General features: G+C 67.5%; 12 protein-coding genes. 9 read left to right on the forward strand and 3 right to left on the reverse strand.

What is annotated here, in order from left to right; translation table 11 throughout:
• The first annotated feature begins 186 nt into the window (after positions 1 to 186).
• Together ABZW16_RS40040 and ABZW16_RS40045 are read left to right on the forward strand one after the other, a co-directional pair.
• Positions 187 to 1,218 (forward strand): NAD-dependent epimerase/dehydratase family protein, encoded by a 1,032-nt coding sequence (locus ABZW16_RS40040; RefSeq protein WP_354961380.1) that lies wholly within the window; start codon positions 187 to 189, stop codon positions 1,216 to 1,218.
• On the forward strand, positions 1,215 to 2,246 hold the full coding sequence (locus ABZW16_RS40045; protein WP_354961369.1) for a lysophospholipid acyltransferase family protein: 1,032 nt from the start codon (positions 1,215 to 1,217) through the stop codon (positions 2,244 to 2,246). The genes ABZW16_RS40040 and ABZW16_RS40045 overlap by 4 nt, the downstream gene beginning before the upstream one ends.
• Positions 2,247 to 2,351: 105 nt before the next feature.
• On the opposite strand, the gene ABZW16_RS40050 is transcribed toward ABZW16_RS40045, so the two are convergent.
• A complete protein-coding gene (locus tag ABZW16_RS40050) occupies positions 2,352 to 3,362 on the reverse strand; it encodes an HAD-IB family hydrolase (protein ID WP_354961381.1) in 1,011 nt (336 codons plus the stop codon).
• Between the two features lie 129 nt (positions 3,363 to 3,491).
• Here ABZW16_RS40050 and ABZW16_RS40055 point away from each other — a divergent pair, with 129 nt between their 5' ends.
• The 5 genes from ABZW16_RS40055 to ABZW16_RS40075 all read left to right on the forward strand — a co-directional run bounded on the left by ABZW16_RS40055 (position 3,492) and on the right by ABZW16_RS40075 (position 9,094).
• Positions 3,492 to 3,752 (forward strand): glutaredoxin family protein, encoded by a 261-nt coding sequence (locus ABZW16_RS40055; RefSeq protein ID WP_354961370.1) that lies wholly within the window; start codon positions 3,492 to 3,494, stop codon positions 3,750 to 3,752.
• Positions 3,753 to 4,005: 253 nt separating this feature from the next.
• Positions 4,006 to 4,827, forward strand: a complete 822-nt coding sequence (locus ABZW16_RS40060) for a redox-sensing transcriptional repressor Rex (RefSeq protein ID WP_354961371.1) — start codon at positions 4,006 to 4,008, stop codon at positions 4,825 to 4,827.
• Between the two features lie 127 nt (positions 4,828 to 4,954).
• The gene (locus ABZW16_RS40065) at positions 4,955 to 6,400 is read left to right on the forward strand and encodes a glutamyl-tRNA reductase (RefSeq protein WP_354961372.1); all 1,446 of its coding nucleotides are present in this window, start codon (positions 4,955 to 4,957) and stop codon (positions 6,398 to 6,400) included.
• Positions 6,397 to 7,458: a hydroxymethylbilane synthase gene (gene hemC / locus ABZW16_RS40070; protein WP_354961373.1), complete on the forward strand. Its 1,062-nt coding sequence runs from the start codon at positions 6,397 to 6,399 to the stop codon at positions 7,456 to 7,458. Before ABZW16_RS40065 ends, hemC begins: the two co-directional genes overlap by 4 nt.
• Positions 7,459 to 7,531: 73 nt before the next feature.
• Positions 7,532 to 9,094 carry a bifunctional uroporphyrinogen-III C-methyltransferase/uroporphyrinogen-III synthase gene (locus ABZW16_RS40075; RefSeq protein WP_354961374.1) on the forward strand — a complete coding sequence of 521 codons (1,563 nt, stop codon included), beginning with the start codon at positions 7,532 to 7,534 and terminating at the stop codon, positions 9,092 to 9,094.
• 121 nt (positions 9,095 to 9,215) lie between these two features.
• On the opposite strand, the gene ABZW16_RS40080 is transcribed toward ABZW16_RS40075, so the two are convergent.
• Positions 9,216 to 9,545: a hypothetical protein gene (locus tag ABZW16_RS40080; RefSeq protein ID WP_354961375.1), complete on the reverse strand. Its 330-nt coding sequence runs from the start codon at positions 9,543 to 9,545 to the stop codon at positions 9,216 to 9,218.
• An 89-nt stretch (positions 9,546 to 9,634) separates the two neighbouring features.
• Positions 9,635 to 10,462: a tetratricopeptide repeat protein gene (locus tag ABZW16_RS40085; RefSeq protein ID WP_354961376.1), complete on the reverse strand. Its 828-nt coding sequence runs from the start codon at positions 10,460 to 10,462 to the stop codon at positions 9,635 to 9,637.
• 243 nt (positions 10,463 to 10,705) lie between these two features.
• Between ABZW16_RS40085 and ABZW16_RS40090 the strand changes: the two genes are divergently transcribed.
• Both ABZW16_RS40090 and hemB read left to right on the forward strand, forming a co-directional pair.
• Positions 10,706 to 11,698: an SDR family oxidoreductase gene (locus tag ABZW16_RS40090; RefSeq protein ID WP_354961377.1), complete on the forward strand. Its 993-nt coding sequence runs from the start codon at positions 10,706 to 10,708 to the stop codon at positions 11,696 to 11,698.
• A gap of 58 nt (positions 11,699 to 11,756) precedes the next feature.
• On the forward strand, positions 11,757 to 12,734 hold the full coding sequence (gene hemB / locus ABZW16_RS40095; protein WP_354961378.1) for a porphobilinogen synthase: 978 nt from the start codon (positions 11,757 to 11,759) through the stop codon (positions 12,732 to 12,734).
• Positions 12,735 to 13,087: the final 353 nt, after the last annotated feature.

Raw genomic sequence — 13,087 nt, forward strand, 5'->3', positions numbered from 1 at the left:
GCGAGTTTTGAAAGTTGCTCGTGTTTCGGGTGACTGAAGTCATCGTTAGAACCTGGTTAATAATCCCGGCGTATGCGAATCGACCAGTTACGCTGGTAGCGCAGTCAATGGAATGGGGGGCTGTCACAGTTGGGATCCGGTGCGGTGGGTTCTGAGGTACGGGATGGACATACACCCAAGGTGGTGATGGTGACCGGTGCCAGCCGATTCTTCGGCGGCAACGTGGTCGCGCGGCTGGCCCAGGATCAGAACATCGAACGCATCCTGGCCGTCGACACCATGACCCCCGGTCGTGACTTGCAACGGCGCATGGGCCGCGCCGAGTTCATTCGCGCCGATATTCGAAATCCCTTGATCCGCAAGGTAATCGGCGGCAATGAGGTCGATACCGTTGTGCACGCGTCGATGGTCGCGCATCCCCCGGCCGGTGGCGGCCGGGCGGTGATGAAGGATCTCAATGTCCTCGGCGCCATGCAACTGCTCGCGGTCTGTCAGAAATCGCCTTCGGTGCGTCGGGTGGTGGTGCGTTCGACCTCCGCGGTCTACGGATGCAGCGCCAAGGATCCGGCGAAATTCACCGAGGAAATGAGCGCGCGAACGCCACCGAGCGGTTGGTTTGCTCGGGACATGATCGAAATCGAGGGATTCGTTCGCGGACTCGGTCGGCGCCGCCCCGATATTGCTACCGCGATTTTGCGTCTGGCGCCCATTGTCGGCCCGCGCCTGGCCGGGCGCGGTGTGCAGTATCTGCGTTCGCCGGTGGCGCCGACGGTCTTCGGCCGCGATGCCAGGCTGCAGTTGCTGCACGAGGAGGACGCCATCGCCGCGATGGCGCACGCCGCGCGGCAGGCACCCGGCGGCACCTACAACATCGCCGGTGACGGCGCGCTGGCGCTATCACAGGCCATCCGGCGCGCTGGCCGCATCGAGCTGCCGATCCCGTGGATGGTGTTCCGCACCGCGGGTCGCGCGCTCATGGGGCCGATCATGCGTGATTTCACCAGTGAACAGCTCGACTATTTCCATTTCGGCTGTGGCCTCGACACCACCCGCATGCGCACCGAGCTCGGGTTCGTACCGCGCTGGACGACGGTGCAGGCATTCGACGACTTCATCGGGGGCGCAGCGTCGCGGCCCGTCATCGATCCCGCCTGGGTCGATGCCGCAGAACATAAACTGCTCGGCCTGTTGGGGGCCGGTACGGGAGCACATTCATGAATGACGTAGCCAAAGTCATCCAACTCCACGATCTGAACATAGAAACGCGTCAGCGAACCGCGCCCCGGCGCTGGCCGGAGCCGGTGACCGGCGAGGCAACGCCGAGCCAGGTGGTGACCTCGCTCACCGAACGTCTGGCCGCGAGCGAACCGCCCGCGCCACAGTCCCTATCGGATATGCTGCGCGGCGCCGTCGGCAAGCAGATCCGCAGCACCGCGGAATTCGCGCGTCGCCGCATGACCGGCGACTACCAGGTCGACGAATTCGGATTCGACGAGCATCTGCTCGAATCGCTCATCCTGCCCACGCTGCGCCCGCTCTCGGATTACTGGTTCCGGGTGCAGGTCAACGGGATCGAGAACGTTCCGGAGGCAGGCGGTGCGCTGATCGTCGCGAACCACGCGGGCACGGTTCCGCTCGACGGGCTGATGCTGCAACTGGCGGTTCACGATCGGCATCCGAAGGAACGTGCACTGCGCCTGCTGGCCGCCGACCTCATCTTCGAGATGCCGGTGCTCGGCGTGCTGGCCCGTAAGGCGGGCCACACCCTGGCCTGCCGCCCGGATGCCGAAAGGCTTTTGCGCGCTGGCGAATTGACCGGTGTTTTCCCCGAGGGCTTCAAGGGCGTCGGTAAGCAGTTCACCGACCGGTACAAGCTGCAGCGCTTCGGTCGCGGTGGCTTCGTCGCGGCGGCGGTGCGGACCGGCACGCCGATCATCCCGTGCTCGATCGTCGGCTCCGAGGAGATCTACCCGAAGCTGGCCGATATCAAGCCGCTGGCGCGACTGCTCAATCTGCCGTATTTCCCGGTGACACCGCTATTCCCGCATTTGGGCCCGCTCGGCGCGCTGCCGCTGCCGTCCAAGTGGTACATCGAATTCGGCGAGCCGATCCCGACCACCGGCTACGAGGCCGAGGCGGCCGACGATCCGATGACCATGTTCGAGGTCACCGACCAGGTCCGCGAAACCATCCAGCAGACGCTCTACAAGCTACTCTCCAAGCGTCGCAACGCGTTCACGGGTTAGCGGACGTTCGCCTGACCCGTCGTCCCGGCGAACGCCGGGACCCAGTCCGGAAACCCCTCGACCGCACTGGATTCCGGCGTTCGCAGGGGCGACGGTGCGGGCTGATCAGTGCTCGCGGCGTCGGGTGACCGCCGCGGCTACCGCGCCACCGGCGGCACCGAGCGCCAGCGCCGTCGGCACGCCGATCTTGGCGGCCTTGCGTCCGGTACGGAAGTCGCGGATCTCCCAGCCGCGATTCTTCGCCACCTCGCGTAGATCCGAATCCGGATTGATCGCAACCGCGGTGCCGACCAGCGACAGCATCGGCACATCGTTGTGGCTGTCGGAGTAGGCCGTACAACGCTTGAGGTTCAAGCCTTCTCGGATCGCCAGCGTGCGCACCGCATGTGCCTTGCCGAGCCCGTGCAGAATGTCGCCGACCAGCCGTCCGGTGAACTTGCCGTCCACGCTCTCGGCAACCGTGCCGAGTGCGCCGGTCAGCCCGAGCCGCTTCGCGATCACCTGCGCCAACTCGACCGGCGTCGCGGTAACCAGCCATACCTGCTGCCCCGCGTCCAGGTGCATCTGTGCCAAAGCCCTTGTCCCCGGCCAGATCTTGTCGGCGATGATCTCGTCGTAGATCTCCTCGCCGAGGGCGGCCAGTTCGGCGGTCGGGCGGCCCGCAATGAATGCGAGTGCCTTCTCCCGGCCCGCGGCCATATCGGTGCTGTTCTCCTTGCCGGTGACCCGGAACTTCACCTGTTTCCAGGCGACGTCCACCAGATCGGAGGTCTTGAAGTATTTGCGCGCGGCCAGCCCGCGGGCGAAATGCACGATCGACGCACCCTGCACCATGGTGTTGTCGACATCGAAGAACGCGGCCGCGGTCAGGTCACGTGGTACCTCGGGCCCGAGCGCCTCGACATCGGCCTCGGCGAGTTCGGCGTCGTGCAGTGACAGCGCCGCCTCGGCACTGGCCTCACCGGCCAGATTGGCCCGCAGCTCTTCCTCGCTCGGGCCGAAGGGGCTGCGAGAGATGCGTGCGAGTTGGTCCTGCAGACCCTGGCCGAGCCGACCCTGATTCCACCGCACCGGAAACTCGCCGAATCGTCCCGCGATGAAACCTGCCCTTGCCACCTTCGATCGTTCCGGCACCAGTACCTCCGCCCGTCGCGCGAACCACCCCCACATTAGCTGGCCGCGGTGACAGTTAAGGCAGTACGGCACGCTCCGATCGGGGCGTGCCGAGGCGATTTAATATCGGCCATGACCAATCCCACACATTCGGTGACGCTGCTGACGAGATCGGGCTGCGGGCTCTGCGTCACCGCGCTCGAGCAACTCCGGGCGATCTGTGCCGAATTCGACATCGAACCCTCGACCGTTGATGTCGACGAAATCGCCGGAACCGACCCTGGCCTGCGCGCGGAGTACGGCGACCGGCTTCCTGTCGTGCTGCTCGACGGCCGTGAGCATAGCTATTTCGATGTCGACGAGCCCCGATTGCGGGCCGACTTGACTCGCTGAGCGATAGCTGATCCGGCCCGATTCCGCCGCGCTGCTGGTCGCGGCGGAAAATGAGGCCAAATTCACCGACTTTGTGAAGGGCTGCACAAGCGGTTACGGTGGTGGCACGCGACCCGCATGCAGAGGCTGCGGATCCACCGCGTAGTGAACCCAGCATTCCGAATACTTCGACCATGGCACCGGACCGCCCCGGGCACACGAGGTCGAACGATGAACCGGACCTCGCCGGAGGCCGGAACGAGGAGCCGACGACGTGACAGAGCAGCATGAGGCGCCAAGCGGCGTCTCCGGCAGGGCTCTGCAGAAGGACATCCCGCAGGCCACGGTGGCGCGACTGGCCACCTATCTCCGGGTCCTCGCCATGTTGGCCGACGACGGTGTTGCCATCGTATCGAGTGAGGAACTGGCTGTCGCGGCGGGTGTCAATTCCGCCAAGTTGCGCAAGGACCTTTCCTTCCTCGGCCCCAATGGCGTTCGGGGTGTCGGCTATGACGTCGCCAAGTTGCGCACCAGGATCGAGGATGTGCTCGGTCTGTCGCAGGGACATCGGGTGGTGCTGGTCGGCGCCGGAAATCTGGGCCGGGCCCTGGTGGGCTACGGCGGCTTCCGGCGGCGTGGATTCACCGTGGTCGGCATGTTCGACAGCCATCCCGAGGTGATCGGCTTATCCGTCGCCGGTCTGGTGGTGCGCGATGTCGCGGATCTGGCTCCGGCCATCGATGCGTTGAAGCCGACCATCGCAGTGATCACCGTGCCCGACGATGCGGCGCAGGACGTCTGCGACCAGCTGGTCGCCTCCGGGCTGCAGTCGATCCTGAGCTTTGCCCCGTGTGAGCTGACCGCGCCGGAGACCGTGGAGGTCCGCCGGGTCGACCTGGCGGTCGAGCTGCAGATGCTGTCGTTCGAGACCGCGCGCAATGCTCCGGCCCTGCCCGAGATCGCGCACGCGGTCTCCGGCCGCATCGCCCACCGCGTGCCCGCGCACACTGCTGGCGGACATCCGGCACTCAAACACTCGACGACCTCGCATTCGGCAACGGAGCCATCCAGCAAGGGATCGGTGGTTACACCATGAGCGAACGCAGTGAGTACAGCATCGCGGAGCGATCCGATGAGGGGCGGTGGTCGGGTGACGGGTGGGCGCGAATCATGTGCCAGCACGCAATGCGCATGACGAAGCCGAGCCCTAGCGAGGCGCAGTCATGAGCATTCTGTTAGTCGGGATTTCGCATCGCAGCGCGCCTGTCTCGATTCTGGAGAAGGTCGCGATCACCGACGCGGACCGGCCGAAGCTGATCGACCGAATGCTCACCTCCAGCCACGTCTCCGAGGCGATGATCGTCTCGACCTGCAACCGCGTCGAGGTCTACGCCGTTGTCGACGCCTTCCACGGCGGTCTCGCCGAGGTCGGCGAACTATTGACCAAACATTCCGGACTCCCGCTGCCGGATCTGACCAAGCACGCCTACGTCCGCTACAGCGAGGCCGCCGCCGAACATCTGTTCGCGGTGGCCAGCGGCCTGGATTCGATGGTGATCGGCGAGCAGCAGGTGCTCAGCCAGATCCGCGGCGCCTATGCCTCCGCCGATGCCCAGCAGGCGGTCGGGCGGACCCTGCACGAACTGGCCCAGCACGCATTGCGGGTGGGCAAGCGGGTGCATTCGGAGACCGGTATCGACCGGGCCGGTGCCTCGGTGGTTTCGGTGGCGCTGGATCGCTCACAGCAGGTGCTCGGCCCGCTCGCCGGTCGGACCGCGGTGGTGGTCGGGGCCGGTGCCATGGGCGGACTCGCGGTGGCGCATCTGTCGCGTGCCGGCATCGGCCGCATTGTCGTGGTGAACCGCACCCTCGCGCGGGCCAAGCGGCTGGCGGACACCGCGCGCAGCCACGGTGTCGAGGCCGATTCGATGGAACTGTCGCGGTTGACCGAGGCGATGGCGTCCGCCGATGTCGTGATCACCTGTACCGGCGCGGTCGGTGCGGTGGTGACGCTGGCCGATAGCCACCGCGCCCTGGCCGAACGCGAGCGCGGCAGCGAATTCGCTGCGGCGGAGCGGCCGTTGGTGTTCTGCGATCTCGGTCTGCCGCGCGATGTCGAACACGCCGTCGCCGGTCTGCCGGGTGTGACCGTCATCGATATCGAGACGCTGCAGCGCGATCCGGCCGCCGGTGCGGCCGCCGACGATACCGCGGCCGCCCGCTTGATCGTCGCCGACGAACTCGCGAAATACCTTGCGGGCCAGCGCATGGCGGAGGTCACCCCGACGGTGGCTGCACTGCGTCAGCGTGCGGCCGAGGTGGTCGAGGCGGAACTGCTCAGACTCGACTCCCGGCTGCCGGGGCTGGCCGATCCGGAGCGCGACGAGGTGGCGCGCACGGTGCGCCGCGTCGTCGACAAACTGCTGCACGCGCCGACGGTGCGGGTCAAGCAGCTGGCCTCGACGCCGGGCGGGGATACCTACGCCGAGGCGCTGCGGGAATTGTTCGAGCTCAAACCCGGTGCGGCGCAAGCGGTTGCGACACCGATGGAAATCAGTCCGATCGGCGACGAACGCGGCGCCCTGCGATTTATCGGGGACAGCGAGATCGCGCTTGCCGATGACTTCACCGCCGGACACCGCGGCGACGAACAGGGGCAGACGGCATGACAGCTGTGCAGGAAGAGGAAAACGTGACCGCAGGCAGCACACGCGTGCCGTGGCGGATCGGCACCAGAGGCAGTCTGCTCGCCCTCACCCAGGCGGGCACGGTTCGCGACACCCTGATCGCGGCCGGACACAGTGCAGAGCTGGTGGTCATCAAGACCGCGGGCGATCTGTCCTCGGATCCGGTGCAGAAGATCGGTGTCGGCGTGTTCACCTCGGCGCTGCGCGACGAACTGGCCGCCGGAAATATCGACATCGCGGTGCACTCGTACAAAGACCTGCCGACCGCACAGGATCCGCGCTTCACCATCGCCGCCATCCCGAACCGCGAGGATCCGCGCGACGCGCTGGTGGCCCGCGATGGTCTGGTGCTCGGTGAGCTGCCCGCCGGTGCAAAGGTCGGCACCTCCGCGCCGCGCCGCGCCGCCCAATTGCGCGCCCTCGGACTCGGTTTGGACATTGTGCCGCTGCGCGGCAACCTGGATACTCGCCTGCGCAAGGTCAGCGAGGGCGAGTTGGACGCGGTGGTGGTCGCCAGGGCCGGACTTGCCCGCATCGGGCGGCTCGACGCGGTCACCGAGGCACTGGAGCCGGTGCAGATGTTGCCCGCACCCGCGCAGGGCGCGCTGGCGGTCGAATGCCGCAGTGATGACGCGGAATTGATCAAGGTGCTTACCGAACTCGACGACGCCGCCACCCGTGCGGCCGTCGTTGCCGAGCGGTCGCTGCTCGCCGAACTCGAGGCCGGTTGCACCGCGCCGATCGGCGCCATTGCCGAGGTCGTCGAATCGCTCGACGATGACGGCAAGATCGTCGACGAACTCTCGCTGCGCGGCTGCGCGGCGGCCGTCGACGGCTCCGATGTGTTGCGTGCCTCCGTGGTCGGCCCGCCGGAGCGCGCCGCGGAACTGGGCCGCGAGCTGGCCAGGGAACTGCTCGAACTGGGCGCCCGCGAGCTGCTCAGCGCGCCGGAACCGGAGTCTGCCGGTTCCCCCACATCGGCGGTGAACCCGCCCGCCACTGACTTCATCAATTCCAGCCCAATGGAGAACAGCCAATGAGCGAGTGCAGCGAGCGAATCATCAGCACAGCGCCTTCGGGCATGCCAGTGCCGAGCGCTAGCGAGGTACTGGCATGAGCCGAGCACACAAGAAGCACCCTGGTCGGATCTTGTTCGTCGGGTCGGGTCCCGGCGATGTGGCACTGCTGACAGTGCGTGCTCGCGAGGTGCTCGGTCGCGCGACGCTGGCGTTCACCGATCCCGATGTCGACAAGAGCGTGCTCGCGCTGATCGGTATCGAGGTCGAGCCGGGTGCGGATGGCGAGGGTCCGGTCGATGTGCGGCCCGCGCTCGGCGATCCCGCCGAGGTGGCCAAGACGCTGATCGCCGAGGCGCGTAGCGGCCACGATGTGGTCCGGGTCGTCGCGGGTGATCCGCTGACGACCGATTCGGTGATCGCCGAGGTCAATGCGGTCACTCGTTCGCATATGGTCTTCGAGGTGCTGCCGGGTCTGCCCAATGGCTCGGCGGTGCCGAGCTTCGCCGGTATCGCGCTCGGCTCCGGGCACACCGAGGCCGATGTGCGCGGCGAGGTCGACTGGGCCGCGTTGGCCGCCGCGCCCGGCCCGCTGGTGCTCTCGGCAACCTCGGGTCATCTGGCCGAAACCGCGAGCGCGCTGGTCGAACACGGTATGGCGCCGCAGACCCCGGTCGCGGTGACGGTGCGTGGCACCACCCGCCAGCAGCGCACCATCGAGGCCACCCTGGCCACGCTCAACAGCGCGGCGTCCGAACTGGTCGGCCCGCTGGTGGTGACCATCGGCAAGGTGGTCGCGCAGCGGTCGAAGATGTCGTGGTGGGAGTCGCGCGCGCTGTACGGCTGGACCGTGCTGGTGCCGCGCACCAAGGATCAGGCCGCCGAGATGAGCGAGCGACTGGTGACCCACGGCGCTATCCCGATGGAGGTGCCGACCATCGCGGTCGAGCCGCCGCGCAGTCCGGCCCAGATGGAGCGCGCGGTCAAGGGACTGGTCGACGGTCGCTATCAGTGGGTGGTGTTCACCTCGACCAATGCGGTGCGCGCGGTATGGGAGAAGTTCGCCGAATTCGGTTTGGACGCACGGGCCTTCTCCGGTGTGAAGATCGCCTGCGTGGGCGAGGCCACCGCGGATAAGGTGCGCTCGTTCGGCATCAATCCGGAGCTGGTGCCCAGCGGCGAACAGTCCTCCGAGGGCCTGCTCGCCGACTTCCCGCCCTACGATGACGTTTTCGACCCGGTGAACCGAGTGCTGTTGCCGCGCGCGGATATTGCCACCGAAACCCTCGCCGAGGGTCTGCGGGACCGTGGCTGGGAGATCGATGACGTCACGGCCTACCGCACGGTGCGCGCCTCGCCGCCGCCCGCCGAGACCCGCGAGATGATCAAGACCGGCGGCTTCGACGCGGTCCTGTTCACCTCGTCCTCCACGGTCCGCAACCTGGTCGGCATCGCGGGTAAGCCGCATGCGCGCACCATCGTTGCCTGCATCGGCCCGAAGACCGCCGAGACGGCCATCGAATTCGGTCTGCGCGTGGATGTGCAGCCCGAGGTCGCCCAGGTCGGCCCGCTGGTGGAGGCGCTGGCCGAGCATGCGGCACGCCTGCGTGCCGAGGGGCTGCTGCCGCCGCCCCGTAAGAAGAGCCGCCGCAGTCGGTAGCTTTCCCGGCCTTACCCGGTTGCGCGGCGAAGGCAGGCCGTTGCGAGCGACCTGCAAGCAGTCGCTAGCGTCGGCCCTTCGCCGCGCAACCGGAGCCGCCGCAACCGTCGAGCGCCGTTGATCAGCGGCTGTAGCGCATCAGGGTCCGCACCAACCGGCAGGTGGTGTCGGACGGGGGTCGGATATCGATGAGTTCGGCTGTCCGCCGGATTCTTTCATTGCTGGCCTGGCTCGGCAGGTAGATGCCGGAGTCCAGCAGCGCGATGGTCAGGCGCATCGCCTTGAGGCGGCGGTTGTGCGAGATGTACCACTTGCGCGGTCGCCCGGCGGGCAGCGGCTGCTTGCGCAGCGGGACATAAGGCCGATCGATCACCTTCGACTCGGGTGCGGTTTTGGGCACTGTGGCGTCCTCCCGTCGCGATCGGGAACCGTGGAAAGTTCCCTCGAACACGCCTTCGATTTTACTACTGCCCACCGACAAAAAGGCCCGCTCACAAGGGGTTTCGGCCACCATTGCGATACCCGCATCGGCGCGCGGGTTCACAGGTCGTGCAGTAGCCGTATGGCTTCGGGGTGGCGCAGTGTTGCGGCGCGTTCCAACCAGTACCGAGCGTCCCGGTACGCCTGGGCTTTTGCCGCGGCCGCGGCCGGATTGCCCGAGAAATCCACGCGCACATGTTGTTCGCGCAGGAATCGCGCCAAGTGGAACATCGAATCGGCATCGCCAGCTTCCGCGCCACGGCGCAGCCACCGTTCACCCTCGACCCAGTCGCCGTGTTCGAGGAAGATCACACCGAGCACCGCCATGGCATCGGCCCGGCCGCGCCGAACGGCCTCGGTCAGCAGCGTGACCGCTCGCTCCACCTTGCCCTCGCGCGCCAGCCACACTCCGAGAGTGCGCATGGCCGTTGGACTTCCGGCCCGCACCGCGCGTTCGTACCAATGCCGAGCCTCGTTGTCGAAGCCGCGGCGACTCGCGACAACTCCCATATTGCACAGCGCCTCCGGCAATCCGTCCTCGGCCGCTGGCAGGAACCACATCTCGGCGGCGTCGAGGTCCGCACGTTCCAGATACAGCGTTCCCAGCTGCTGATCGGCCCCGGGGCAGTCGGCCGCGATCGCGAACTCCAGCCACCGGATCGCCTCCGAGATCCGTCCGTCCGCGGCGAGCAGCGCGCCCAGCCCCGCCATGGCCGGTCCACTGCCCTGTGCGGCGGCACGCCGGAACCACTGTTCGGCCTCGGCCGACTCGCCCGCCTCGGACAGCCGCTGCGCCAACTGCAGGATGACGCCCGGATCCCCGCCGCGCGCCAGCTTCCGCAGACCACTCCAATCGGTCCGCCGCGGCGGAATCGTGAATTCGGTCATCGTCTGCTCCTGGAACCAGACCGGCCACCCACCACCATCATCCCCCTGCCACCGCACCTCACAATTCTCAGCACGGCCGCCCGGCGCCGCGTGGCCGCAGTGTCGCGCGGTGGCCTTACCGAATCCTCGAGACATCCTTAACACCGTTGGGTACCCCGAGGATGACATGGTGTCCTTCCATGGGCCGACCGATCGGGCCGCTGGGAGGAAGCGGCCTCATCGGTCGGCCGAGATGATCGGTGCATGACTGCGGAATCGACACCGGATAGCGAATCGCCGGGTACCGAATCGTCGGATACCGAATCGCCTGGGCGCCATAGCCGTTCGCGCCGCGCGTTCATGGGGCTCGCGGCCGCGGGCGCGGGCGCCGCCGCGGTGACGACGGCCATTGTGGTGCCGCCCTATCTGCGTGAGCCGCCGACCGAACCGCTACCGGCGGCCGCGCCGGGCAGCCGCTTCGCCGGAAAGGTGGTCCTGGTGACCGGCGGTACGTCGGGTATCGGCGAGGCCGCCGTGCGCGCGTTCGCCGCCGAGGGCGCATCGGTGGTGTTCTGCGGACGGCGCGAACAGCTCGGCGAGCGGATTGCCGAATCCATCGGCGGGGCCGCGCATTATGTGCGCACCGATATCCGCGTTCCGGCCGAGGTCGAGCGGCTGGTCGCCGAGGTGGATCGCCGGTTCGGCCGCCTGGATGTGGCATTGAACAATGCGGGGATCAGGATCGAGGGCGCGGCCGAGGACCTCTCGGTCGAGCAGTGGGACGACGTACTCGACACCAATCTGCGCGGAATCTTCCTCTCGGTGAAATACGAAGTGCCGCTGCTGGAACGCTCCGGCGGCGGGGTGATCCTGTGTACCGCCTCCAAGTCGTTGATGGCGAGCGCGCCCGCCTACTCCGCAAGTAAGGCCGGGATCGAGGGGCTGGTGGGATCGATGGCGCAGCAGTACGGCCCGCGCGGCATCCGGGTCAATGCGATCGCGCCGGGCACCACGAATACCGCGCTGATCCGACCGGCCGGGCTGCCGGATCCGATGTGGGCGGTCTTCAAGGACGCGTGGGGTCCGCTGAATGTATCCGCGCTGGGTCGGATGGCTGAGCCCGCCGAAATCGCCCGCGCGATCCTCGCGCTGTGTGGCGACGATCTCGGCTATATGGCCGGCTCCACCGTGCTGGTCGGTGGCGGTCCGTTCGGCGGCGGAAAGATGCAGATGCCGCCGGGCTTCCCGGCCCGCTGATCCGCCGGTGCACCCGCCGCGTGCAACGGGCATTCGGACCGGGCGTATCGTGCGGTTTATGACCGGATTGGACCGCCCGCGGCGGTTGCGCCGTACTCCCGCCCTGCGCCGTCTCGTGGCCGAAACAACTCTCCAGCCACGGCAATTGGTGTTGCCGATGTTCGTCGCCGATGGGCTGGACGAGCCGCGCGAGATCGGGTCCATGCCGGGGGTGCGCCAGCACTCGATGGATTCGCTGCGCAAGGCGGCGGTCGAGGCGGTCACCGCGGGGGTCGGCGGGCTGATGCTATTCGGTGTGCCGCTGCCCGAGGACAAGGACGCCACGGGCAGCAAGGCCAGCGATCCCGATGGGATCCTGAACCGCGGTCTGCGCGCGCTGGCCGAGGAGGTCGGCGATGCGACCGTTGTCATGGCCGATACCTGCCTGGACGAATTCACCGATCACGGGCACTGCGGCGTGCTGTCCGCCGACGGGGCCGTCGACAATGACGCCACCCTGCACCGCTATGTGGAGATGGCCCTCGCGCAGGCGGATGCCGGTGCGGATCTGCTCGGCACCAGCGGCATGATGGACGGCCAGGTGGGCGCGATCCGACGTGGCCTCGACGCGGTCGGGCGCACCGATACCAGCATCCTCGCCTATGCCGCCAAGTACGCCTCGGCGTTCTACGGCCCGTTCCGTGAGGCCGTCGCCTCCTCGCTGGAGGGGGATCGGCGCAGTTACCAGCAGGATCCGGCGAACCGCCGCGAGTCGATCCGGGAGCTGCAGCTGGATCTGGCCGAAGGCGCGGACATCGTGATGGTGAAACCCGCGATGTCGTATCTGGATATCCTCCGCGATGTCGCCGACCACTCGACCGTGCCGGTCGCCGCGTACCAGATCTCCGGTGAGTACGCGATGATCACCGCCGCCGCCCAGCGCGGTTGGATCGACCGCCGCGCCGCCATCCTGGAATCACTGATCGGCATCCGCCGGGCGGGCGCGGACATCGTGCTCACCTACTGGGCGACCGAGGCCGCACACTGGCTGTCGTGAATTCGTCCAGATCGGATACGCCCACTCCGAATCCGGCCGATTCGGATTCGCCAGCACCGGAGTCACCACTGCCGGAGTCGTCAGCACCCGAATCGTCGGGGCCGAAGTCGTTGGATCCCGCGCTGGCCGAGTCGGCGTCGCCGGGTTCGGATCCGCATGGTCTGAGTTCTGCGGGAGCGAGTAAGTCCGAGCGGTCCTTGTCAGAGGCGAATTTGCCTGGGTCGCATCCGCGGGGAGTGAGTCCCTCCGGTCCGGATCTGGTGGGAGCGAGTTCGCCCGAGTCGTCAGGTCCGGAGTCGGCCGAGTCGGCGTCGCCGGGTTCGGATCCGCATGGTCTGAGTTCTGCGGGAGCG

Source organism: Nocardia sp. NPDC004604 (assembly GCF_040609795.1).
GTDB lineage: Bacteria > Actinomycetota > Actinomycetes > Mycobacteriales > Mycobacteriaceae > Nocardia.

Excerpts from the sequence above, each read along its gene's own strand:
- ABZW16_RS40045 (WP_354961369.1), top strand. The coding sequence starts at position 1,215 with ATGAATGACGTAGCCAAAGTCATCCAACTCCACGATCTGAACATAGAA.
- ABZW16_RS40065 (WP_354961372.1), top strand. The coding sequence starts at position 4,955 with ATGAGCATTCTGTTAGTCGGGATTTCGCATCGCAGCGCGCCTGTCTCG.
- ABZW16_RS40075 (WP_354961374.1), top strand. The coding sequence starts at position 7,532 with ATGAGCCGAGCACACAAGAAGCACCCTGGTCGGATCTTGTTCGTCGGG.
- ABZW16_RS40085 (WP_354961376.1), bottom strand. The coding sequence starts at position 10,462 with ATGACCGAATTCACGATTCCGCCGCGGCGGACCGATTGGAGTGGTCTG.
- ABZW16_RS40040 (WP_354961380.1), top strand. The coding sequence starts at position 187 with ATGGTGACCGGTGCCAGCCGATTCTTCGGCGGCAACGTGGTCGCGCGG.
- hemC (WP_354961373.1), top strand. The coding sequence starts at position 6,397 with ATGACAGCTGTGCAGGAAGAGGAAAACGTGACCGCAGGCAGCACACGC.
- ABZW16_RS40055 (WP_354961370.1), top strand. The coding sequence starts at position 3,492 with ATGACCAATCCCACACATTCGGTGACGCTGCTGACGAGATCGGGCTGC.
- ABZW16_RS40090 (WP_354961377.1), top strand. The coding sequence starts at position 10,706 with ATGACTGCGGAATCGACACCGGATAGCGAATCGCCGGGTACCGAATCG.
- hemB (WP_354961378.1), top strand. The coding sequence starts at position 11,757 with ATGACCGGATTGGACCGCCCGCGGCGGTTGCGCCGTACTCCCGCCCTG.